The organism is Pseudoruegeria aquimaris, from assembly GCF_900172235.1.
In the GTDB taxonomy this organism is placed as follows: domain Bacteria; phylum Pseudomonadota; class Alphaproteobacteria; order Rhodobacterales; family Rhodobacteraceae; genus Pseudoruegeria; species Pseudoruegeria aquimaris.
In genome coordinates this window covers 1-19,666 of record NZ_FWFQ01000040.1, presented here as the reverse complement: position 1 = coordinate 19,666, position 19,666 = coordinate 1, and the positions used below count along the sequence as shown (strand labels likewise).

Genomic DNA, 19,666 nt, shown 5'->3' with positions numbered 1-19,666 from the left:
ACAGCGGCGAGATCACCGCCCATTCCGCATCGCTCACATCGTGTCTGCCCGTCATGCTCACCTCCGTTTCCGAAAGTGAATCATCACACCGCCAAAAACGGAATCCCGTTTATGAGTTCACGACCTAGCGCGTCCTTGACCTGGGTGCAGCCTCAATCTGCACGCCGTCGCGGGGGGCGGGGGAAATGCCGGCCCGGCGACGGAGACCGCGCGGCCGGCCGTATCAGGGAAGGATATCCGGAGACGGAACAGAAGAAGGGGCAAGACATGGGTGAATTCGAAACCGGCTCGGCGCGGCAACGGCGGATCCGGAAGGCGCTGTCGGTGCTTGTCGCCGCGAGCCTGCTGCTGCTGTCCATCTCGGCCATCGCCGCTTCGCCGACCCTCGCGACCGCCGGAGGCGCGGAAGCGCCGCAGGCGGCGGGGAGGAGCGGTCAGAGCCTCATTCGATCGCGCCCTTGAACGTGGCCGTGAGCCGCGCGTTCAGCGCGTGGTGGGGCTTGGCGGAGGTGCCGTAGTGCAATTCGGCGAAGGCGGCGATGTCGTTGAAGATCACCCGCGTTGCACCGTCAGCCCCTTGATGGACCAGCAGCTTCTGGCAGAAGGCATCGAGCCCGATGGCCGGGAAATCGGCCATGGCCAGGCCGCCGGGGGCAGGGCCGCCGAAGAGCAGGAGCACCGCGTCCGGCACCTCGGCGCCGAGCGATGCGGCCTCTGCGGCGAAGTCGATTTCGCCGAACCAGACGGTATCCTCCTGCGCCATAACCGCCTCCTTCAGGCTGGCGACGGCCGTGGGGACGTCCAGGCCGGTGGTCAGTTCGATGATGCCGTAATCCTGCGTGAGCGGCCCGGTCGGGGCAGCGGAGACCGGCTGCTCCATCGCGCCGGTAACGCTGCCGAGCCTTTCGGAGAACGCCGCAAGGGCGCCGCCGTCGGAGAGCCCGTGGCGGATCCGCAGGAAATCGGCGTCGGTGGTGATCGCGGCGGCCGCGTCCCCGTTGCCGTAGGCAAGCAGGCGGAAAGGCAGATCCAGCCCGGCGCGGATGTTGTCCCGCAGAAGCGCCGTGTTCACCGCCGGGTCCGAGAAGATCTGGACCCGCGAGGGGGGCATTGCCACGCCTTCGGCCCCGGCAAGGCGGGCGTGATCGATCTCCACGAGCGTGGTGAGACCGGCGCTCGCGATGGCGCGGGAGGCATCTTGAGCGATGGTGTCCACGTCGGTCTGCAACGTATCTGCAAGCGCCGGGGCGCCGCAGAAGACGGCGAGCGCCACGGGCCTCAGGACAGGGTGATTAAGCATCTTTGGTTCCTCCTCTGGGTCGGGCCTCGGCGTCGGTCGCGCAGTCACTGCCCATTCCGAGCGGGCGGCGGTTGGGTAAGTCTTGCGTATCTGGGGGCTTCGGGAAAGGGCGCAGTTGGCCAGACGGGGCGCCGTTTGCCCCCGCTGCGCCGCATCCGGGCGGCCGCGCGGGGGCCGGGGCGCTATCGCGGCCGGACCGGGGCGCCCTCGGCCGCCAGCCGTGCGCACATCGGGGCCAGGGCTTCTGCGTGGGCTTGCCAGCGATCGCGGTAACGGGTGGAAATTCCGCGGCGCACCTGTGCGAGGCTCAGGGTTTTCACCGGCCTTTTGCCCTGCTCCGGGGCAAGGCAATCGGCGCAGGGCGGGAGTTCGAGGCGCTCCAGGAGCGCGGGGATCTGCGTCTGCGGCGTTTCCACGAGGTTTTCGTAGACGACTTCGGTGAAGCGGTCTGCGTAGCGGCCCATCCAGACCTGCATCAGCCTGTGGTGGGCGGCGACGTAGCGGGCGACTTCGACTTGATCCATCGTGTAGGGGTGACCCTTCGGGGGCAGCGGGCTGCGCAGCAGCGAATAGCCGGCGGCGCGCGCATCCTTGCGGATGTAGACGAACCTGGCATCGGGCAGGGCTTCGGCAAGGGCCGGGACGCAGAGCCCGTTTTCGAGAAACTTGTCCGTCACCACGGGGCGCCCCCGTGCCATGCGCGCATGATGGCTGCGGGCCGCGCGCGCCAGTGTGGCGAGGTTTCCGGTTTCCATCGCGCGGATGGCGTGCAGGTGCACGGTGTCGTCCTCTCCGAGCGCGGTCACGTCCGGGTGGCGGGCGAGGATGTGCTCAAGCAGGGTGGTGCCGCTGCGCGGCAGCGCGAGGATGAAGATCGGTCGCGGCGCCGCTTGCGGGGCGGTGGCGTGCTGGCGGGCGAGCGGGCGGAACTTCACGTTCGGAAGCTCCGACATGCCCTTGATGTTGGCGTCGCAATCATAGTTGACGAGCCCGCGCAGCAGGCCGTTGGCCTGCATCGTGGCTTCGAAGCCCGCATCGTGATCTCCGATGTCTTCCAGGGCCTTGGCCAGTGCAAAGAGCGCGTCCGCGCGATGGTCCGGCCGTTGCCCCGTATTCCGCGCCAGGGCTTTCAGCGCCGGCAGCAGGGGGTCGTTGGCGCACCAGGGCCGCAGCCGGCCGAGCCCGAGAAACGCGTGGGCCAGCGAAGGGTTCGCCGCGAGGGCTGCGCGGTAGGCGGTTTCCGCCGCCTCCAGGTCTCCGGACTGGGCGAGGCGATTGCCGAGTTCCATCTGCGCGAAGGCCGCCTCCGGATGGTTGAAGACGATATCCCGCAACCGCCGGATCGCGGCCTCCGGGCCGTCCTCGTTTTCTATGCAGCGTGCCAGCAGCGCGTATTCCTCGAAGCGCGGGGGATCGCCGGCCAAGGCCCGCTCAAGGGTGTGGCGGCCACGCCGGTCGTCTCCGGCCTGTGCCTGGGCGACGCCCAGAACGCGCAGGGCTTCGGGCGTCTCGCCCATGTGACGGATGAGGGCGAGCGCGTGGCGCACCGCCTCTTCGGGGCGTTTCAGTTCCACCAGCGCCTGCACGAGGTTGGTCCGCGCGTTGACGTGGCGCGGGTGGTGCCGCAGCACGCGCCTCAGCGCGGCTTCGGCAGCCTGATGGCGCAGGCTGCGGTTGAGCGCATATCCGAGATTGGCGCCGAAATCCGCCACCTCCGGCGCAAGCGCCACCGCCCGCGCGAAGTGATCCAGCGCGCGCTGGGTGTCGCCTTCCATCTGCGCCGCCAGCCCGAGGACGTTGGCGCAGAAGCCATCTTGCGGGTGGAGGCGGGCCAGGGTTTCCGCCTGCTGGCGGGCGTCGGCGATCCGCCCGGCCTGAAGCAGGCGGACGAGCGCCTGTTTGTGGCCGATGGGGAGCGGGATGGCGGGCTTCGGTCTGGGGAGCGTCATGAATTCCTTGCCGTAGAAAAAGAGACAGCCCGCTCCGGGGAAGAGCGCGCTGTCAGTTGGGGATGGGTTTTCTACGGAGGGCAGGGCGGCTTCCGTCGCGGCGAGCGGCAGGAAAACGGCCGTGCTGAAAATTCGGGCAGACCGGAAGGCGCAAAGAAAACGGGCCGCCCCCTTCGGAGCGGCCCGGTGCACATCTGGGCGCGGGGCGTGGCCCGCGGCGGGATCAGACCTTCAGGTTCGGGATGATCTGCTTCTTGCGGCTCATGATTCCCGGCAGCACGACGGTGTCACCGGAAACGGAGGCGCCGAAGCTCTTCTCGGCCACGGTCTTCACCAGATCGTTGGGCACCAGCAGCGTGGCTTCCTCGGCGAGGATGTCCACGACGAAGAGCAGCACCTGGTCCACGCCATCTTCAGCGGCCACATCGGCCATGGAGGCCATCAGGCTGTCCTTGCGGTCCAGCACCATCTTGGGCGCGGTGGTCTCCAGCACGGAAACCCGGAACTTGGTGCCGTCCACGGCATATTCCTTGGAGTCCATGCGCAGCAGTTCGGCATCGGAGAAGGCGGAGACGTCGGATTTGGCCTCGAACATTTCAGACGCGTAGGCGTCCACGTCCACACCCAGCTCGGCGGCCAGCTTCAGGGCCACGGCCTTGTCGTGTTCGGTGGTGGTGGGGGAGCGGAAGTTCAGCGTGTCCGACAGGATGCAGGAGAGCGCGGCGCCCTTGATGCCTTCGGGCATCTTGGCGGCGTCCTCGCCCATCAGGTCCACCATGATCGTGGCGGTGCAGGCCAGCGGGCGGATGGTGATGTCGATCGGCTTCTTGGTGGCGAGGCCGCCCTGGAGCATGTGGTGATCGATCACCTGCACGACGTTGGCCTCGTTGATGGAGGCCGGCAGCTCGGCGACGTTGTTCGTATCGACGACGACGACGGTATCCTCGGCGCTCACGTCCTCGATGATCTCGGGCTGCTCGAACCCCCAGCGCTTCAGCACGAAGGCGGCTTCGGTGTTGGGTTCACCCAGCAGCTTGGCTTCGGCCGGGGTGCCTTTGATCTCGGAGAGATACCACGCCCAGACGAGCGGGGAGCCGGTGGAATCGGTGTCGGGGGATTTGTGGCCGAGAACTTTGACGGTCATAGGGAGGGTCCACTTGCAAAGAATAGCGTTGAATCTGGCCCGGCTTATAGGCGCGCGCGCGGAGGTTGTCACGGGAAGGGTTGTCGCGGTTGCGATGGGCCGCGAGATGCCGCACTCTGGGGGAAGGCAAGGCAAATCACGCCGCGCAAATGCGGCTTACAGGAGGGCAGGGCGGTGGCAATGAACACGCGCATGAAGCAGATGATCTACGGGGGCGGGCTGGCGCTGGGGCTGGTGGCCTGCACCCAGGCCACGATCCCGCCGGTGGCGCAGGGCCAGGCGACCTACGAACAGTACTGCGCCCAGTGCCACGGGGCCGGGGGCCGCGGTGACGGGCCGCTCGCCGGCAGCCTGCCCGGCGGCAGGGCGCCCGATCTCACCGGGATCTCGGCGGCCAACGGCGGCACCTTCCCCGCGCTCGACGTGATGAACCAGATCGACGGCTACTTCCGGGAAGGCAACCACGCCAGCCTGATGCCCGAGTTCGGCGAGATCCTCGCCGACGGGCCCACGGTGATCCTTGAAGGCGCGGATGGATCGGAAACGCCGACACCCGCGCTGCTGGCGGATCTCGCGGCCTATATCGAAACCCTCCAGCGGTAGGCGGGGCGGTGCTCTCAGCCCATCAGCACGAGGGCGAGCCACGGCACCAGCGTGAAGACGATGGTGGCGATCTTGTAGTTCGCGAGGGAGGTGAAGTAGGCGGCCGGAAGCGCCTCCTGCGGCACGCCGGTCATGCGCGCGTGGATCGCCTTCACCCGGTCGCCGAACAGCATGAGCGCGAGGGTGGCGATCAGCAGGTAGGCGATGTTGAGCAGCGCCATCAGGCCGAAGAACTGTTGCAGGGTTTCGTGGGTCATGGGGGCCTCCTCGGGTGGCCGGCAGAATCAGGATTATCTGCCCCTTTCAAACGGTTAGATGGGTATTCTCACGAGGATTTTCAAGAGGTTCCCTCGTGAGCAGACCGGCCGAAACCGCGCTCTACGCCCCGTTGAAGGCCCATCTTGAGGGGCTTGGCTTCACCGTGAAGAGCGAGGTGGCCGGGGTGGACATCGTGGCGATGCCGGGCGGTCCGCAGGCCGAGGGCGAGCCGGTTCTGATCGAGATGAAGACCGGCTTCTCGCTCACCCTTTTCCACCAGGCCATTGCGCGGCAGTCGGTGAGCGATGCCGTCTACGTGGCCGTGCCGCGCGGACAGGGGCGGGCTTTCCAGAAGGCGCTGAAGGCCAACCTCACCCTGTGCCGCCGGCTCGGGATCGGCCTGCTGACGGTGCGGCTGGAAGATGGCTTCGTGGAAGTGCACGCCGATCCGGGCCCGTACCGGCCGCGCATGGCGGCGCGGCGCAAGGCGGGGCTGCTTCGGGAGTTCGCCGCCCGCGCCGGGGATCCCAACGTCGGCGGCAGCCGCGGGCAGGTGGTGACGGCCTACCGGCAGGACGCCCGCAGGCTGCTGGCCCATCTTTCGGCCCACGGCGCGAGCAAGGGCAGCGAGGTGGCGAAGGCCACCGGGGTGGCGCGCGCCACGGCGATCATGGCCGCCAACCACAAGGGGTGGTTCCGGCGGGTTGCGCGCGGGGTGTTCGAGGCCACGCCGGAGGGGCTGGCCGAACTCGCCGAAGCGATGGCGGCGCAGACCGACGCCTGATTGAGTGCCGGGCCGGGCTACTTGATGCCGACGCCGAGGCGGAAGCCGCTGGTCTTGCCGGTGTCGCGGTCGTTGCCCATCTGGTAGACGCGGATCGTGTAATCCCCGGTCTCGGGCAGTTCCACGAAGGCGTCGTTGCCGTCGATGGAGCCATTGTAGATCGCATAGCCGTCCGAGCCGGGTGGCAGGATGTTGAAATAGACGGTGCCGTTGCCGTTCGTCCCCTCGACGGAGAGCCCGACGTTCATTTTCTGCCCCTTCCGGGCGCCGAGGACGTAATCGACGTATTCGTCTCCGATCACCGAGCCGCTGAGGGTGGCACCGTCGGTGCCGCGTTCGAACTGGACGGGGATTTTCGTCTGTGCCGCCAGTGGCAGCGCGAAGAGCGCGAAGAGCGCGATCAGGACGTGACGCATGGGGCCCCTCCTTCCGGTTGCATGGTCTCCCGGGTGTCCAGCCTAGCGGCCCGGGCGGCATCTGGCCAGCTTCCTGTATCGGGTCGGGCGTGAGCCTGCCGGTCAGCCTGCGGAGGCCGCCCGGCCGCGCCACAGGATGAACAGGCCCGAGGCCACGATCAGGGCGGAGCCCAGAAGCATCTGCGGCGTGAGCCGTTCGCCGAACACCACGATCCCGAGGGCCACGCCGAAGATCAGGCGGCTGTAGCGGAAGGGGGTCACGGCGGAGACTTCGCCCGTGCGCATGGCCTTCATCAGGCTGGCATAGGCGGCGGTGCCGCAGAGGATCGCGGCCAGCAGGAAGAGCGTGGCGCGGGCGCCCGGCAGGGCGAAGGCCGCGCCCTCCCAGACGGCATATCCGCCCCCGGCCACGATGAGCGCGAGGAGGCCGTAGAACCCGAGGGCGGCCGTGGAGAGCCCCGCCGGTGCGGCCCGGCTGGCGAGATCCCGTCCGGCGAAGCCCAGCATCCCGACGACAGCCACGAGCGAAAGCGGCGAAAAGCTCTCGGCACCGGGCTGAAGGATCACGACGACCCCGGCCAGCCCGGCGGCGATCGCCAGCCAGCGCCGCCAGCCGACCGTCTCGCGAAACAGAAGCGCCGCCCCCGCCACCACGACGAGCGGCGTGGCCTGCAGGATCACGGTGGCCGTCGAGAGCGGCAGCAGCGCGATGGCGATCATGTAGAAGAGCCGGCCCACCACCTCGAAGACCGCGCGCAGGCGCATCGGCCGGGACAGCGCCGCCGCAGAGAGCAGGGGGGTGCCGCCGAGCGCCGCGGCGCCGGCGAAGACAAGGGCGCCGCCGCAGCCGAACAGGATCAGCACCTCGCTGATCGGCAGGCTTTGCGCGGCCCCTTTGAGCAGCGCATCTTCCACCGCGAAGGCCGCCATGGAGGCGATCATCCAGGCGCTGCCGCGCAGGTTTGCGGCGCGGTCGGTGGCAATATGGCTGTGCATGGATCACGGAAGGAAGCCCCTCGGCCTGCGCCGCGGGGCCGGCCTTCAGCCCTTGGTCTTGGAAGTGCGCCCGGCGCCGGGCTGGGCGATCGGGCCGATCGCCGTCCAGCTGACGGAGGCGCGGGCGATGTGGGTGTTGTCCCACGTCAGAAACACGGCCGTGAAGCCCGTGGCGGTGACGTTCTCGGCGCTGAGATTGAAGCGCAGGTTGGTGCTCTGGTCGGCATCCGCGCCCGAAAGCGCGATGGACATCACCGGCACGTCGAGGAAGGGCTGCTTGAAGATGAAGTTCATCTCCACGCGCCGTTCGCCGTCGCCCGTCCACATGTAGTCTCCGGTATCGACGTGGTTGAACAGCTCGTCCGTCGCGGAGATCACGGCGCTGGAGGAGGACAGATGCAGCAATTGCTGGATGAAAGGTGTGCGGATCACCTCGTCTTTCATGGCGGCCTTCTTGGTTGTGTCGCTTGTGGGTTTCATGGTTCCATTGGTGCCCCAAGGGCAGGCCCGCTGTCAAAGGGGGAATTCCTGACCTGTCGGATTTGCGGCGGGGCAGGCGGCGGCGGGGCAGGCAATAACGGAGCAGGAGCGCGGGTCGGCCCCTCCGTGCTCGAAAAAAACTCTGGGGCCGATCCCTTGACAGCCCTCGGTGCCTTGCCTATTTCCGTCCCGTTAGCACTCTCCCCGAGTGAGTGCTAACACTTGGGAGACAACTCGAACTGAGGAACGAATTCGAGATGGCATTTACACCGCTTCACGACCGTGTTCTGGTTCGTCGCGTTGAGAGCGACGAGAAAACCGCTGGCGGGCTGATCATCCCCGACAGCGCCAAAGAAAAACCGGCAGAGGGCGTGGTTGTCGCTGTCGGCGCTGGCGCCAAGGACGAAGATGGCGACCGCATTGCGATGGATGTGAAAGAAGGCGACAAGATCCTCTTCGGCAAGTGGTCCGGCACCGAAGTCACCATCGATGGTGAAGAGCTGCTGATCATGAAGGAAACCGACATCATGGGCATCCTCGCCTGATCGTCGACGTCCTTCACACGACAATCTGACAGAAATTCCTAGGAGCATTCGAAATGGCCAAAGACGTCAAATTCGATACCGATGCCCGCAACCGCATGCTGAAAGGCGTCAACATTCTGGCTGACGCCGTGAAGGTGACGCTCGGCCCGAAAGGCCGCAACGTGGTTCTGGAGAAATCCTTCGGCGCCCCGCGCATCACCAAGGACGGTGTGTCCGTGGCGAAGGAAATCGAACTTGAAGACAAGTTCGAGAACATGGGCGCCCAGATGGTGAAGGAAGTTGCTTCCCGCACCAACGACGAAGCTGGCGACGGCACCACCACCGCCACCGTGCTGGCCCAAGCCATCGTGAAAGAAGGCATGAAGCAGGTTGCTGCCGGCCTGAACCCGATGGACCTGAAGCGCGGCATCGATCTGGCCACCGCGAAAGTGGTCGAGGCCATCAAGGCGGCTGCCCGCCCCGTGAACGACTCCGCTGAAGTCGCTCAGGTCGGCACCATCTCCGCCAACGGCGAAGCCGAAATCGGCCGCCAGATCGCCGACGCGATGCAGAAAGTCGGCAACGAGGGCGTCATCACCGTCGAGGAAAACAAAGGCCTCGAAACCGAGACCGACGTCGTGGAAGGCATGCAGTTCGACCGCGGCTACCTGTCGCCCTACTTCGTGACCAACCCCGAGAAGATGGTTGCCGAACTCGAAGACTGCATGATCCTGCTGCACGAGAAGAAACTCTCCTCGCTGCAGCCGATGGTTCCGCTGCTCGAGTCCGTGATCCAGTCGCAGAAACCGCTGCTGATCATCGCTGAGGACGTGGAAGGCGAAGCCCTGGCCACCCTCGTGGTGAACAAGCTGCGTGGCGGCCTGAAGATCGCTGCCGTCAAGGCTCCGGGCTTCGGCGATCGCCGCAAGGCCATGCTGCAGGACATCGCGATCCTGACCGGCGGCCAGGTCATCTCCGAAGATCTGGGCATGAAGCTCGAAAACGTGACCATCGACATGCTTGGCTCCGCCAAGAAGGTCTCCATCACCAAGGACGAAACCACCATCGTCGACGGTGCTGGCGAGAAGGCCGAGATCGAAGCCCGCGTGGCTCAGATCCGCACCCAGATCGAAGAGACCACCTCCGACTACGACCGCGAGAAACTGCAAGAGCGCGTGGCCAAACTGGCTGGCGGTGTTGCCGTGATCCGCGTCGGCGGCATGACCGAAGTGGAAGTGAAAGAGCGCAAGGATCGTGTTGACGATGCTCTGAACGCCACCCGCGCTGCCGTGCAGGAAGGTGTCGTCGTGGGCGGCGGTGTTGCCCTGGTCCAAGCCGGCAAGGCCCTGGAAGGCCTCGAAGGCGCTAACTCCGACCAGAACGCCGGTATCGCCATCGTGCGCCGTGCCATCGAAGCTCCGCTGCGCCAGATCGCCGAGAACGCCGGTGTCGACGGTGCCGTGGTGGCTGGCAAGGTCCGCGAGTCCGACGATCTGACCTTCGGCTTCAACGCTCAGACCGAAGAGTTCGGCGACATGTTCAAGTTCGGCGTCATCGACCCGGCCAAGGTTGTCCGCACCGCCCTGGAAGACGCTGCTTCCGTGGCCGGCCTGCTGATCACCACCGAAGCCATGGTTGCCGACAAGCCCGCCAAGGAAAGCGCCCCGGCAATGCCCGACATGGGCGGCATGGGCGGCATGATGTAAGCCAGCGGCTGAACATCTGTTCACAAGGAGGGGCTGCCCATCGGGCGGCCCCTTTTCCTTTTGCAGATGCCGCCTTCTTCGGCGATGCCGAAACGGCCCGGCAGGCGGGGCAGGTGATCCAAAGCGGGGCGCGGTGCGTAATACCCCAGGAATCCTGCCTGCAAACCGCTTCACGGAGCCCCCATGCGCCGCCTCGCCCTTGTCCTTGCCCCGCTTGCCTTTCTTCTCGCCTTCCCACCGGCACGGGCGGACGCCACGCCCCCCGAGATCGCGGCGCGCGTCGGGCAGGCGCAGCCGGTGGGCGCGGTGTCCTTCTCCGCGCTGGGGTTCAAGTTCTACGATGCCCGGCTCTATACGGAGGGTGGTGCCGACTTCGGGTGGGATCGGCCGTTCGGGCTTGAACTGGCCTACACGCGGGACATTTCCGGCGGGCTGCTGGTGCGCGCCACCATGCGCGAGCTGCGCCGGATGGAAGGGCGCAAGGCCGATCACCCGGAACTTGAGCGGAAGATCGCGGCATGCTTCCGCAGCGTCGGTGCCGGGGATCGTTACGTCGCCGTGCCGGCCGGACGGGACGGGGTGGATTTCTGGCTGAACGGCCGCAAGACATGCGCCCTGCGCCATCCGGGCGCGCGGGACCGGGTGCTGGGCATCTGGCTGTCCGACGACGCCCGCGACCCGGCGCTCTCCCGCAAACTGCGCGGCATCGGCTGACGTGTATCCCCGCGTCGCCCTGTTCGCGGCCATGCTCGCCTTCGCGGGCCTGCCGCTCTACGTGCACCTGCCGCGCTTCGCCACCGGGGAACTGGGGCTTTCGCTCGCCGCGCTCGGTGGTGTGCTGCTGGTGATCCGGCTGATGGATTTCCTTCAGGATCCGTTCCTGGGCTGGCTGGCCGACAGGCCCCGCGCGCCGCGCAGGGCGCTTGCGGCCCTGGGCGCCGGCGGCCTTGCCGCGGGCTTCCTCGGCACCTTTGCCTTCGCCGCCCCTTTCGGGCTGTCCCCGGCCGGCTGGCTGCTGATCTCGCTGGCGCTCGTGTTCACGGCCTACAGCCTGCTGATGATCCTCTTCTACGGCGAGGGCGTGAAGCTGGCCGCAGAGGCGGGGCCCGGCGGGCACGTCCGGCTGGCCGGCCTGCGCGAGGCGGGCACCGCCGGGGGCATCATCCTGGCCACCGCGCTGCCGAGCCTGCTGGCCGCCACCGGGCGCGAGGCGACCGCCTACCGGGATTTCGCGCTGGTGGCTGTCGCCGTCATCCTGCTTGCGACTTTGGCGATGTGGCCGCTCTGGCGGCCCAACGCCCGCAGGGCGCCCGGGCAGACGGTTCCGGGGCCAAGGGCGCTGTTCGCCAATCCTGCGCTGCGTTTCCTGCTGCTGCTGGGCTTCGTCAACGCGATGCCTGTGGCGGCCACCAGCACGCTGTTCCTCTTCTTCGTGGAAGACAGGCTCGCCTTGCCGCAACTCGCCGGACCCTTCCTGCTGCTGTTCTTCGCCGCCGCCGGGGCGACGGCACCGCTCTGGTCCCGCGTGGCGCGGCGCTTCGGCGTCCGGCGGACGCTGCTCACCGGCATGGCGCTTTCGGTTGCGGCCTTTCTCTGGGCCGCGGCGCTGGGGCCGGGGCAGGGGGCGGCCTTCGCGATCGTATGCCTCGCGTCGGGCGCGGCCGTAGGGGCCGACATGGTGCTGCTGCCGGCCCTCTTCGCCGCAACGGTGGAAGAAGAGAGCCAGCCGGAGGGGCTGGCCTTCGGGCTCTGGGCCTTCGTGGCCAAGGCCGCGCTGGCGCTGGCGGCGGGTCTTCTGCTGCCCCTGCTGGATGTCTTCGGCTTCGTGCCGGGGCAGGAGAATTCCGCCCACGCCACGGGGGCGCTCGTCTTCGCCTACGCGCTGCTGCCCTGCGCGCTCAAGCTGATCGCCATGGCGCTGGTGCTGCGGCTGCCGCGCGGGGCGGCGTCCGGCCCCGCGGCGCCGCTGCTGCGCGGCGCCTGAAGCTGCATGTGCCCCCTCGCAAGCAGCGGGTTTTCTGCTACCACTGGCCCATGAGGATTCGCCCCGCCACCCCGGATGACTACCCGGCCATCGACGATCTGGTGATCGAGGCCTTCGGGCAGGTCGACGAAGCGCGCCTGTGCGACATGCTGCGCCGGGATCGCGCCGTGGCGCTGGAACTGGTGGCGCAGGAGGGAGACGCCCTTCTCGGTCACATCCTGTTTTCCCGTTTCACCGCACCGGCGGGCTGGCTGGCGCTGGCGCCGGTGTCGGTGCGGCCCGGACGGCAGGGCAAGGGCATCGGCGGCGCGCTGATCCGCGAGGGGCTGGCGCAGGCCGCCGCGGAGGGCTGGACGGCGGCGGTGGTGCTCGGCAATCCGCGGCTCTACGGCCGTTTCGGCTTCTCGGTGGCGCAGGCCGGCAACCTGACCTCGCCCTATCCGCTCGAATACACCGGGCTGCGCTGGCTGGGAGAGCCCGGCGGCGCCCCTGCGCTGGAGCTGAAATACCCGGATGCCTTTGCCCGGCTCGAGGGCTGATCCATGCGGCTCGCCCTGCTGACGGCGCTGACGATGATCGCCTTCGCCGGCAATTCGATCCTCAACCGACAGGCCCTGGCCGGCGCCCATGTGGACCCGGCCAGCTTCGCCCTGATACGGCTGGCTTCGGGCACCGCCATGCTCGCGCTGCTGCTGGCCTTGCGGGGCGGGCTGGCGCCGATGCGCCGCAGGGCCGACCCGGCGATGGTGGGCGGGCTGACCGTCTACATGATCGGGTTTTCCTTCGCCTACCTGTCGCTGGATGCCGGGGCCGGGGCGCTGATCCTCTTCGGCGTGGTGCAGGTGACGATGTTCGCAGGCGCCCTGCTGGCGCGCGAGCCTGTGTCGGGCGCCCGCTGGATCGGGGCGGCGGTGGCCTTCTGCGGCCTGCTGCTGCTGCTCTGGCCGGGAGCGCAGGCCCCGCTTTCGCTCGCGGGCGCGGCGCTGATGATCCCGGCCGCCGTCGGCTGGGGGCTTTATTCGCTGAGGGGGCGGGGCGCCTCCGACCCGCTGGGCGACACCGCCCGGAATTTCCTCTGGTCCACGCCCTTTGCCCTGCTGCCGCTGGTGTTCACGGGGCCGCTTGCCGTCGATGGCGCCGGGTTTGCGCTTGCCGTGGCGTCGGGCGCGGTGACTTCCGCGCTGGGTTATGCCCTCTGGTATGCGCTGCTGCCGGGGCTGGGCGCGACGCGGGCGGCCGTCTCGCAACTGACGGTGCCGGTGATCGCCGCGCTGGGCGGGGTGCTGCTGCTGGGGGAGCCGCTGACGCTGCGGTTCCTGCTCTCGGCCGCGCTGGTGCTGGGCGGGGTTCTGCTTTCCCTGCGTCCTTCGCCCCGCTGACCCCTCGCCAAGGGCGGCCGCGTTGCCTATCTTCGGGGGATGAAACCGTTCCTATTCGCTGCACTGGTGTCCGTCATGCCGCTCGCCGCACAGGCCGATTGCGTCGTTCTCCTGCACGGGCTCGCCCGTGGGGAGAACTCCATGGTCGTCATGGAGAAGGCGCTTCAGGCCATGGGCTACACCACCGTCAACGACGGCTACCCCTCCACCGAAGCCCCGATCGAGGAGCTCGTGGCCGAGGTCCCGAAGGCGGCCGCGAAATGCGGCAGCGCCACCACCCACTTCGTGACCCACTCCATGGGCGGCATTCTCGTGCGCGCCTGGCTGGCGGACCATTCGCCCGAGAACATGGGCCGCGTGGTGATGCTCGGCCCGCCCAACCACGGCTCCGAACTGGTGGATCAGTTCGGTGACCTGGAGCCCTTCGAATGGCTCAACGGGCCGGCGGGCCTGCAACTGGGCACCGATCCCGACTCCCTGCCGAACCGGCTGGGCGCGGCCTCCTTCGAACTGGGCGTCATCGCCGGAGATCGGACGCTGAACCCGCTCTATTCCTCGCTCATCGACGGGCCCAACGACGGCAAGGTCTCGGTGGAGAGCACGCGCATCCAGGGCATGAAGGATCACATCGTGCTGCCGGTGACCCATACCTTCATGATGAACAACCCGCTCGTGATCGCGCAGACGGACCACTTCCTGCGGGAGGGGCGCTTCGATCACGAGATGAGCTTCTCCGACGCGCTGGCGAACCTGCGCGCCGTGCTGCTGGACGATCTGCCGATCTTCGAGCGCGGCAAGGCGCGCGACTGAGCCCGGAACTGGGCGCGTCACCCGCCGGCTTCGCGAACAACGCATTGCGTCCGGCGGGAATGGTTGCGGTCAGAAGAAGGGGCGGTCAGCCCTTCACGCGGTTGACGTGCCCCATCTTGCGGCCCGGCTTGGCTTCGGCCTTGCCGTAGAGGTGGATGGCCGCGCCGCTTTCGCGGGCGATTCCGGGCACGCGCAGCACGTCATCGCCGATCAGGTTCTCCATCACCACGTCGCTGTGGCGCTTGCCGTCGCCCAGCGGCCAGCCGGCCACGGCGCGGATGTGCTGTTCGAACTGGTCCACCGCGCAGCCGTTCTGGGTCCAGTGGCCGGAGTTGTGCACCCGCGGGGCAATCTCGTTCACGATGAGACCTTTCGGGGTGACGAACAGCTCGACCCCCATCACGCCCACGTATTTCAGAGCGTTCAGGATCTTCGCCGCCAGCAGAACGGCGTCGGTGCGTTGCGCGGCGCTCAGGGGTGCGGGCACGGTTGTGGTGGCGAGGATGCCGTCCTTGTGGACGTTCTCGCCCGGATCGAAACAGGCGACTTCGCCGTCGATGCCGCGCGCGGCGATCACGCTCACCTCGTGGCTGAACTCCACGAAGCCCTCCAGGATGGCGGGGGCGCCGGCCATGTCGGCGAGGGCGGCCGCCGCATCTTCGGGCGCGCGCAGGCGGGACTGGCCCTTGCCGTCATAGCCGAAGCGGCGGGTCTTGAGGATCGCCGGGGTGCCGATCTCCTCGATGGCTTCGGCCAGGTCCACCTCGTCGTCCACCGCGGCGAAAGGCGCCGTCAGCAGGCCGAGATCGGAGAGGAAGGCCTTTTCCACGAGCCGGTCCTGGCTCACCGCCAGCGCCTGCCGGTTGGGGCGGATCGGGCGATGGGCTTCGAGCGTGTCCAGCGCCTGGGTCGGGATGTTTTCGAATTCGTAGGTGATCACGTCCACGGAGGCCGCGAAGGCCAGAAGCGCCGCCTCGTCCTCGTAGGGCGCGGTGGTCACCGCATCGGCCACGTGGCCGGCCGGCGGGTTGGCGCCGGGTTCGAAGATATGGGTGCGGAAGCCGAGCCGCGCGGCGGCGACGGAGAGCATCCGGCCGAGTTGGCCGCCGCCGAGGATGCCGATGGTGGCGCCGGGCTGGAGCATGGTGGGGGTGTCAGTCATCTTGGGGTTCGTCCGGGATGGAGGCCGACAGCGTTTCGCGCCAGGCATCGAGGCGCTCGGCCAGTTCGGGATCCTGCAGCGCGAGGATGCCGGCGGCCATCAGGCCCGCGTTCGCGGCGCCGGCGTTGCCGATCGCCATGGTCGCCACCGGGAACCCCTTGGGCATCTGCACGATGGAGTAGAGGCTGTCCACGCCGGAGAGCGCCCGCGTCTGCACTGGAACGCCCACCACGGGAATGCGCGTCTTGCTCGCCATCATGCCCGGCAGATGCGCCGCGCCACCGGCCCCGGCGATGATCACCTGAAGCCCGCGCGCGGCGGCGGATTTGCCGTAGTCCCAGAGCCTGTCGGGGGTGCGGTGCGCCGAGACGATCTTGGCCTCGTAGGCGATGCCGAGCTCGTCCAGAATCTCCGCTGCGAGTTTCATCGTGGGCCAGTCGCTCTGGCTGCCCATTATGATGCCGACCTTGGGTTGTGTCATCCGTGCCGCGCCCCTGTTTTCCGACCGGTTCAAAAGGAAGCGGCACTATAGCCGGATGCAGGCGCGATGCAATGCGGCAGGGGGCGCCGGGCGGCCCGCCTGCCGCGGGGCGGCGTTCAGGTGTAGGCGCCTGCGGAATAGGTCAGCTCGTAGCCGTGGCTGTAGATCTCGAAAACGATGCCGAAGGGATCCTCCACGTAGACCATGCGGTAGGGTTTCTCGCCCGGATAATAGGAGCGCACGGGCATCCTCTGGCGCCCGCCCGCGGCGACGATCTTCTCCACGAGCCCCTCGACGTCGGGGTCCTGGATGGCGAAGTGGAAGGTGCCGTGGCGCTTGTGTTCGAGCTTCTGCTCCGGCGCGTAGTTGCCGGGAAACTCGAAGATCTCGATGCCGATGTCGTCGGCGGTGGAGAGATGCGCGATGCGCAGCGATCCCCAGCCCGGCCCGAAGACATCGGTGCACATCTGGCCGATGGCGCTGTCGTCCTCGGTGGCCTCGGTCGGGGGCATCACCACGTAGAAGCCGAAGGTCTCGGCGTAGAACTTCACGGCGGCGTCCAGATCGGGGACGGAGCGGCCGATGTGGGAGAAGGTGCGGGGGGCTGTCTGTGCCATCTGCGTGATCCTTTCTGTTGCGATGGGGCAAAGGTAGACAGGGCTGGCCCGTATGTGAAATTATCATTTTGGATGAATTTGATAACAAAGCGTTTTCGCAATGCTGAATGCCACCTGGCTCGAAACCTTCACCACGCTCTGCGAGACGGGCCATTTCACCGAGGCTGCCGCGCGGCTGAACATGACGCAGCCGGGAGTCAGCCAGCACCTGCGCAAGCTCGAGGCGCAGCTCGGCACCGCGCTCATCAGCCGCGACGGCAAGCGCTTCACCCTGACCCCGGCGGGGGAGGAGGTGCGCGCGGTCGGGCTTGAACGGCGGGCGCAGGAGCAGAGGCTGCGGCAGGCGATTGAGGGCGACGATCGCGACCGCGGCCGGCTGCATATCGCCTGTTCGGGCAGTTTCGCGCTGCTGCTTTTCCCGGCGCTGCTGCCGTGGATGGCGGCGGCGCCGCAACTGGACCTGCGCCTGGAGGCCGCGCCGCAGGGCACGATCCGCGATGGCGTGCTGGACGGGCGCTTCGATCTCGGGGTGCTCGATGCCGATCCACGGCAGCCGCGCTTCACCGCGCGCCGGCTCGGGCGGGAGGAGCTGTGCCTGCTGTTGCCGGCGGGCGCGGAGGAGGGCGGCGAAGGGGGCGCGGAAGAGGCGATCACGATGGAGGCGCTGCAGGCGCGTGGGCTGATCGCGCACCCGGACGTGTTTTCCTACGCCGACGACCTGCTGCAGCTGAACTTCCCCGACACCTATCCCGGCGCGGAGGCGCTGCGCCTGCGCGGGCAGGTGAACCAGATCGGCCAGATCCTTGCGCCGGTGGCGGCGGGGGTGGGCTACACGATGCTGCCGCACAGCGGGGTGCGGAGCTTCGAGGGGCGGGGCCGGCTCAGGCGCGTGGAGCTGCCGCGGCGCCGGTGGCACGATCTCTGGCTCGTTCACCGGCGCGGCCGCGTGCTTTCGGCACGGCTTTCCCATGCGGCGGTGCTGATCGCCGAGGTCGCAGCGAGGCTGCGCTAGGCAATGATGTCGGGGGTGAGCTCGTCTTCGATGCGGGCGATCTGATCCTTCAGGGCCAGCTTCTGCTTCTTCAGCCGCCGCATCATCAGCATGTCTGCGTGGGGCTTTTCCTGGAGTGCATGGATCGCCTCGTCGAGATCGCGGTGCTCGCGGCGCAGCACCTCGAGCTTCACCCGCAACACCTCTTCATGCGTCAGTTCGTGGGGGCTGTCCATGATCGGAGCGCGCGCCTTCTGCTGCCTGCCTCTGGGCCGAAAGTAACGGGTTTGGCGGGCGCAGCAAAGGGGCGAATCTCTTGCGAACCCCTGCCGGAGCACCTATATTTCGCCTGAAACGGGGGCTGCCTGCGGGGGCCCTGAAAGACCGTCGCTTACAAAAGGACGCCGACATGACCAAACTGACGCTTGGGTCCCATCCCTTCCTGCTGGGCTTCGACCAACTCGAACGCCTCGTGGAGCGCACCGCCAAGAACGGCAACGATGGCTACCCGCCCTTCAACATCGAGCAGACCAGCGAAAACAGCTACCGGATCACGCTGGCCGTGGCCGGCTTCTCGGAAGCCGATCTCGCCATCACGGTGGAAGATCGCCAGCTCGTGGTGCGTGGCCGCCAGCGGGATGACGCCGAAGGCCGCGTCTTCCTCCACCGTGGCATTGCTGCACGCCAGTTCCAGAAAAGTTTCGTTCTGGCGGATGGTGTTGAAGTCGGCGATGCCACCATGGAGAATGGGCTCCTGCACATCGATCTGAGTCGCGCGGAGCCCGAATCCGTCGTCCAGACGATCAAGATAAACAAGAAATAAGGAGGCGAGCCTTGGATAACGAATTCGAGATCCCGTCCGGGGCAAAGGATCGTATCGTCTACATTCGCCCCATCGCACTGAACGATCTTCCCGAGGAAGTCCAGGAACAGGCCATGGATGCGAAGGATCTGGTGGCCGTGCACAATTCCGACGGCGAGCAGCTTGCGCTCGTGGACGGCCGCCGCCTCGCGTTCATCCTCGCCCGCGAGCATGATTTCGAGCCGGTGAGCATCCACTGATGCCGGCCTATGCCTTCGATTGGGTGGACGCCTTCACGGCGCAGCCCTTCGGAGGCAACGGCTGCGTCGTCGTGCATGGCGCCGCCGCGATCTCCCACGAAGACAGGCTCGCGCTGGTGCGTGAAACCTCGCTGGCGGAATGCGCCTACATGGTCGGATCCGAGGTGGCGGATTTCGGCGTGCGCTACTACCTTGCCGACAAGGAGATCCCGATGGCCGGCCATCCGACCGTCGCCACGGTCGCCTCGCTGCTGGATCGCGGCATGGTGCGGCTGGCCGACGGCGTGGCCGAGTTCACGCTGGAAGTTGGCGCCGGGGTGCTGCCGATCCGGGTGGAAGAGGCGGCAAACGGTCCGCTCATCACCATGACGCAGCCCGCCCCCGCGTTCGGCAAGCTGCACGAACCTGCGCGCATCGCCGGAATCTACGGGCTGGATGCGGAGGATGTTCTGGGCATGCCCCAGACGGTCTCCACCGGCACGCCCTTCTGCATCACCGTTCTGAAGAGCCGTGATGCGCTGCGGCGCGCGCGGATGGATGTGGCGGCGCTCGAAGCCTTCCGTGCCCACGATGGCTCCGACCGCGCCAGCCTGATGGAGCCCTTCCTCGTGACGCTGGGCGGCGAAACCGAGGCGGGCGATACCTTCTCCCGGCTGCTGCTGGCGCCCCCGTCGCTGCCGGAAGATCCCTTCACCGGCTCGGCGACCGGCTGCATGGCGGCCTACCTCTGGCATCACGGGCTGATCGACTCGCCGCGCTTCGTCGCGGAGCAGGGCCACTGGATGGGCCGCCCCGGCATGGCGCAGGTCGAGGTTCTGGGCCCGCGCGAGGCGATCATCGGCGTGAAGGTCGGCGGGCAGGCCCGCGTGCTGATGCGGGGCGAACTGGCGCTCTAGGTCGTGAACTCATAAACGGGATTCCGTTTTTGGCGGTGTGATGATTCACTTTCGGAAACGGAGGTGAGCATGACGGGCAGACACGATGTGAGCGATGCGGAATGGGCGGTGATCTCGCCGCTGT

25 protein-coding genes are annotated in these 19,666 nt (G+C 67.7%); 14 read left to right on the top strand and 11 right to left on the bottom strand.

What is annotated here, in order from left to right; all coding sequences use genetic code 11:
* Window positions 1-267: 267 nt before the first annotated feature.
* Window positions 268-462 carry a hypothetical protein gene (locus PSA7680_RS17630; protein ID WP_085869991.1) on the top strand — a complete coding sequence of 65 codons (195 nt, stop codon included), beginning with the start codon at window positions 268-270 and terminating at the stop codon, window positions 460-462.
* Here PSA7680_RS17630 and PSA7680_RS17625 read toward each other — a convergent pair.
* The 3 genes from PSA7680_RS17625 to PSA7680_RS17615 all read right to left on the bottom strand — a co-directional run bounded on the left by PSA7680_RS17625 (window position 443) and on the right by PSA7680_RS17615 (window position 4,393).
* Complete coding sequence (locus tag PSA7680_RS17625; RefSeq protein ID WP_085869990.1) at window positions 443-1,300, bottom strand: DUF302 domain-containing protein; 858 nt, start codon at window positions 1,298-1,300, stop codon at window positions 443-445. The two genes, PSA7680_RS17630 and PSA7680_RS17625, sit on opposite strands and share 20 nt — an antisense overlap.
* Before the next feature lie 182 nt (window positions 1,301-1,482).
* Window positions 1,483-3,249 (bottom strand): tetratricopeptide repeat-containing sulfotransferase family protein, encoded by a 1,767-nt coding sequence (locus tag PSA7680_RS17620; RefSeq protein WP_085869989.1) that lies wholly within the window; start codon window positions 3,247-3,249, stop codon window positions 1,483-1,485.
* Window positions 3,250-3,472: 223 nt separating this feature from the next.
* Window positions 3,473-4,393: a manganese-dependent inorganic pyrophosphatase gene (locus PSA7680_RS17615; protein ID WP_085869988.1), complete on the bottom strand. Its 921-nt coding sequence runs from the start codon at window positions 4,391-4,393 to the stop codon at window positions 3,473-3,475.
* 180 nt (window positions 4,394-4,573) lie between these two features.
* Here PSA7680_RS17615 and PSA7680_RS17610 point away from each other — a divergent pair, with 180 nt between their 5' ends.
* On the top strand, window positions 4,574-4,996 hold the full coding sequence (locus tag PSA7680_RS17610) for a c-type cytochrome (RefSeq protein ID WP_085869987.1): 423 nt from the start codon (window positions 4,574-4,576) through the stop codon (window positions 4,994-4,996).
* Between the two features lie 14 nt (window positions 4,997-5,010).
* Here the strand turns inward: PSA7680_RS17610 and PSA7680_RS17605 are convergent, their stop codons facing one another.
* Complete coding sequence (locus PSA7680_RS17605) at window positions 5,011-5,253, bottom strand: DUF6868 family protein (protein ID WP_085869986.1); 243 nt, start codon at window positions 5,251-5,253, stop codon at window positions 5,011-5,013.
* 95 nt (window positions 5,254-5,348) lie between these two features.
* Here PSA7680_RS17605 and PSA7680_RS17600 point away from each other — a divergent pair, with 95 nt between their 5' ends.
* Complete coding sequence (locus tag PSA7680_RS17600) at window positions 5,349-6,038, top strand: DUF2161 domain-containing phosphodiesterase (RefSeq protein ID WP_176244180.1); 690 nt, start codon at window positions 5,349-5,351, stop codon at window positions 6,036-6,038.
* Between the two features lie 17 nt (window positions 6,039-6,055).
* Here the strand turns inward: PSA7680_RS17600 and PSA7680_RS17595 are convergent, their stop codons facing one another.
* The 3 genes from PSA7680_RS17595 to PSA7680_RS17585 all read right to left on the bottom strand — a co-directional run bounded on the left by PSA7680_RS17595 (window position 6,056) and on the right by PSA7680_RS17585 (window position 7,894).
* The gene (locus tag PSA7680_RS17595; RefSeq protein WP_085869985.1) at window positions 6,056-6,454 is read right to left on the bottom strand and encodes a hypothetical protein; all 399 of its coding nucleotides are present in this window, start codon (window positions 6,452-6,454) and stop codon (window positions 6,056-6,058) included.
* A 102-nt stretch (window positions 6,455-6,556) separates the two neighbouring features.
* On the bottom strand, window positions 6,557-7,450 hold the full coding sequence (locus tag PSA7680_RS17590) for a DMT family transporter (RefSeq protein ID WP_085869984.1): 894 nt from the start codon (window positions 7,448-7,450) through the stop codon (window positions 6,557-6,559).
* Window positions 7,451-7,495: 45 nt separating this feature from the next.
* Window positions 7,496-7,894 (bottom strand): H-type lectin domain-containing protein, encoded by a 399-nt coding sequence (locus PSA7680_RS17585; RefSeq protein ID WP_085869983.1) that lies wholly within the window; start codon window positions 7,892-7,894, stop codon window positions 7,496-7,498.
* A gap of 293 nt (window positions 7,895-8,187) precedes the next feature.
* Here PSA7680_RS17585 and PSA7680_RS17580 point away from each other — a divergent pair, with 293 nt between their 5' ends.
* From PSA7680_RS17580 to PSA7680_RS17550, 7 genes are all read left to right on the top strand, one after another.
* Window positions 8,188-8,475 (top strand): co-chaperone GroES, encoded by a 288-nt coding sequence (locus PSA7680_RS17580; protein WP_085869982.1) that lies wholly within the window; start codon window positions 8,188-8,190, stop codon window positions 8,473-8,475.
* 53 nt (window positions 8,476-8,528) lie between these two features.
* Window positions 8,529-10,160, top strand: coding sequence for a chaperonin GroEL (gene groL / locus PSA7680_RS17575; RefSeq protein ID WP_085869981.1), 1,632 nt, complete (start codon window positions 8,529-8,531; stop codon window positions 10,158-10,160).
* A gap of 183 nt (window positions 10,161-10,343) precedes the next feature.
* The gene (locus PSA7680_RS17570; protein WP_085869980.1) at window positions 10,344-10,874 is read left to right on the top strand and encodes a hypothetical protein; all 531 of its coding nucleotides are present in this window, start codon (window positions 10,344-10,346) and stop codon (window positions 10,872-10,874) included.
* A 1-nt stretch (window position 10,875) separates the two neighbouring features.
* Window positions 10,876-12,144 carry an MFS transporter gene (locus tag PSA7680_RS17565; protein WP_245824749.1) on the top strand — a complete coding sequence of 423 codons (1,269 nt, stop codon included), beginning with the start codon at window positions 10,876-10,878 and terminating at the stop codon, window positions 12,142-12,144.
* Between the two features lie 50 nt (window positions 12,145-12,194).
* Window positions 12,195-12,683, top strand: a complete 489-nt coding sequence (locus tag PSA7680_RS17560; protein WP_085869979.1) for a GNAT family N-acetyltransferase — start codon at window positions 12,195-12,197, stop codon at window positions 12,681-12,683.
* A 3-nt stretch (window positions 12,684-12,686) separates the two neighbouring features.
* On the top strand, window positions 12,687-13,523 hold the full coding sequence (locus tag PSA7680_RS17555) for a DMT family transporter (RefSeq protein WP_085869978.1): 837 nt from the start codon (window positions 12,687-12,689) through the stop codon (window positions 13,521-13,523).
* 75 nt (window positions 13,524-13,598) lie between these two features.
* Entirely contained in the window at window positions 13,599-14,333 is a 735-nt protein-coding gene (locus tag PSA7680_RS17550) for an esterase/lipase family protein (protein ID WP_245824747.1), read from the top strand.
* 85 nt (window positions 14,334-14,418) lie between these two features.
* Here PSA7680_RS17550 and PSA7680_RS17545 read toward each other — a convergent pair whose 3' ends face one another.
* The 3 genes from PSA7680_RS17545 to PSA7680_RS17535 form a co-directional block, all read right to left on the bottom strand.
* A complete protein-coding gene (locus tag PSA7680_RS17545; protein WP_085869976.1) occupies window positions 14,419-15,495 on the bottom strand; it encodes a 5-(carboxyamino)imidazole ribonucleotide synthase in 1,077 nt (358 codons plus the stop codon).
* Window positions 15,488-15,976: a 5-(carboxyamino)imidazole ribonucleotide mutase gene (gene purE, locus PSA7680_RS17540; RefSeq protein WP_085869975.1), complete on the bottom strand. Its 489-nt coding sequence runs from the start codon at window positions 15,974-15,976 to the stop codon at window positions 15,488-15,490. The genes PSA7680_RS17545 and purE overlap by 8 nt, the downstream gene beginning before the upstream one ends.
* Before the next feature lie 116 nt (window positions 15,977-16,092).
* The gene (locus PSA7680_RS17535) at window positions 16,093-16,593 is read right to left on the bottom strand and encodes a lactoylglutathione lyase family protein (protein WP_085869974.1); all 501 of its coding nucleotides are present in this window, start codon (window positions 16,591-16,593) and stop codon (window positions 16,093-16,095) included.
* A gap of 100 nt (window positions 16,594-16,693) precedes the next feature.
* Here PSA7680_RS17535 and PSA7680_RS17530 point away from each other — a divergent pair, with 100 nt between their 5' ends.
* Complete coding sequence (locus PSA7680_RS17530) at window positions 16,694-17,605, top strand: LysR family transcriptional regulator (RefSeq protein WP_085869973.1); 912 nt, start codon at window positions 16,694-16,696, stop codon at window positions 17,603-17,605.
* Here PSA7680_RS17530 and PSA7680_RS17525 read toward each other — a convergent pair.
* Complete coding sequence (locus tag PSA7680_RS17525) at window positions 17,602-17,820, bottom strand: YdcH family protein (protein ID WP_085869972.1); 219 nt, start codon at window positions 17,818-17,820, stop codon at window positions 17,602-17,604. The genes PSA7680_RS17530 and PSA7680_RS17525 overlap by 4 nt on opposite strands.
* Before the next feature lie 173 nt (window positions 17,821-17,993).
* On the opposite strand from PSA7680_RS17525, the gene PSA7680_RS17520 reads away from it, so the two are divergent.
* From PSA7680_RS17520 to PSA7680_RS17510, 3 genes are read left to right on the top strand one after another with little or no spacing between them, the layout of a single operon-like run.
* Window positions 17,994-18,407 (top strand): Hsp20 family protein, encoded by a 414-nt coding sequence (locus PSA7680_RS17520; protein WP_085869971.1) that lies wholly within the window; start codon window positions 17,994-17,996, stop codon window positions 18,405-18,407.
* An 11-nt stretch (window positions 18,408-18,418) separates the two neighbouring features.
* A complete protein-coding gene (locus tag PSA7680_RS17515; RefSeq protein ID WP_085869970.1) occupies window positions 18,419-18,646 on the top strand; it encodes a DUF1150 family protein in 228 nt (75 codons plus the stop codon).
* Window positions 18,646-19,542 carry a PhzF family phenazine biosynthesis protein gene (locus PSA7680_RS17510; protein WP_085869969.1) on the top strand — a complete coding sequence of 299 codons (897 nt, stop codon included), beginning with the start codon at window positions 18,646-18,648 and terminating at the stop codon, window positions 19,540-19,542. Before PSA7680_RS17515 ends, PSA7680_RS17510 begins: the two co-directional genes overlap by 1 nt.
* Window positions 19,543-19,666: the final 124 nt, after the last annotated feature.

Excerpts from the sequence above, each read along its gene's own strand:
- PSA7680_RS17630 (WP_085869991.1), top strand. The coding sequence starts at position 268 with ATGGGTGAATTCGAAACCGGCTCGGCGCGGCAACGGCGGATCCGGAAG.
- PSA7680_RS17625 (WP_085869990.1), bottom strand. The coding sequence starts at position 1,300 with ATGCTTAATCACCCTGTCCTGAGGCCCGTGGCGCTCGCCGTCTTCTGC.
- PSA7680_RS17620 (WP_085869989.1), bottom strand. The coding sequence starts at position 3,249 with ATGACGCTCCCCAGACCGAAGCCCGCCATCCCGCTCCCCATCGGCCAC.
- PSA7680_RS17615 (WP_085869988.1), bottom strand. The coding sequence starts at position 4,393 with ATGACCGTCAAAGTTCTCGGCCACAAATCCCCCGACACCGATTCCACC.
- PSA7680_RS17610 (WP_085869987.1), top strand. The coding sequence starts at position 4,574 with ATGAACACGCGCATGAAGCAGATGATCTACGGGGGCGGGCTGGCGCTG.
- PSA7680_RS17605 (WP_085869986.1), bottom strand. The coding sequence starts at position 5,253 with ATGACCCACGAAACCCTGCAACAGTTCTTCGGCCTGATGGCGCTGCTC.
- PSA7680_RS17595 (WP_085869985.1), bottom strand. The coding sequence starts at position 6,454 with ATGCGTCACGTCCTGATCGCGCTCTTCGCGCTCTTCGCGCTGCCACTG.
- PSA7680_RS17590 (WP_085869984.1), bottom strand. The coding sequence starts at position 7,450 with ATGCACAGCCATATTGCCACCGACCGCGCCGCAAACCTGCGCGGCAGC.
- PSA7680_RS17585 (WP_085869983.1), bottom strand. The coding sequence starts at position 7,894 with ATGAAAGACGAGGTGATCCGCACACCTTTCATCCAGCAATTGCTGCAT.
- PSA7680_RS17580 (WP_085869982.1), top strand. The coding sequence starts at position 8,188 with ATGGCATTTACACCGCTTCACGACCGTGTTCTGGTTCGTCGCGTTGAG.
- groL (WP_085869981.1), top strand. The coding sequence starts at position 8,529 with ATGGCCAAAGACGTCAAATTCGATACCGATGCCCGCAACCGCATGCTG.
- PSA7680_RS17570 (WP_085869980.1), top strand. The coding sequence starts at position 10,344 with ATGCGCCGCCTCGCCCTTGTCCTTGCCCCGCTTGCCTTTCTTCTCGCC.
- PSA7680_RS17560 (WP_085869979.1), top strand. The coding sequence starts at position 12,195 with ATGAGGATTCGCCCCGCCACCCCGGATGACTACCCGGCCATCGACGAT.
- PSA7680_RS17555 (WP_085869978.1), top strand. The coding sequence starts at position 12,687 with ATGCGGCTCGCCCTGCTGACGGCGCTGACGATGATCGCCTTCGCCGGC.
- PSA7680_RS17550 (WP_245824747.1), top strand. The coding sequence starts at position 13,599 with ATGCCGCTCGCCGCACAGGCCGATTGCGTCGTTCTCCTGCACGGGCTC.
- PSA7680_RS17545 (WP_085869976.1), bottom strand. The coding sequence starts at position 15,495 with ATGACTGACACCCCCACCATGCTCCAGCCCGGCGCCACCATCGGCATC.
- purE (WP_085869975.1), bottom strand. The coding sequence starts at position 15,976 with ATGACACAACCCAAGGTCGGCATCATAATGGGCAGCCAGAGCGACTGG.
- PSA7680_RS17535 (WP_085869974.1), bottom strand. The coding sequence starts at position 16,593 with ATGGCACAGACAGCCCCCCGCACCTTCTCCCACATCGGCCGCTCCGTC.
- PSA7680_RS17530 (WP_085869973.1), top strand. The coding sequence starts at position 16,694 with ATGCTGAATGCCACCTGGCTCGAAACCTTCACCACGCTCTGCGAGACG.
- PSA7680_RS17525 (WP_085869972.1), bottom strand. The coding sequence starts at position 17,820 with ATGGACAGCCCCCACGAACTGACGCATGAAGAGGTGTTGCGGGTGAAG.
- PSA7680_RS17520 (WP_085869971.1), top strand. The coding sequence starts at position 17,994 with ATGACCAAACTGACGCTTGGGTCCCATCCCTTCCTGCTGGGCTTCGAC.
- PSA7680_RS17510 (WP_085869969.1), top strand. The coding sequence starts at position 18,646 with ATGCCGGCCTATGCCTTCGATTGGGTGGACGCCTTCACGGCGCAGCCC.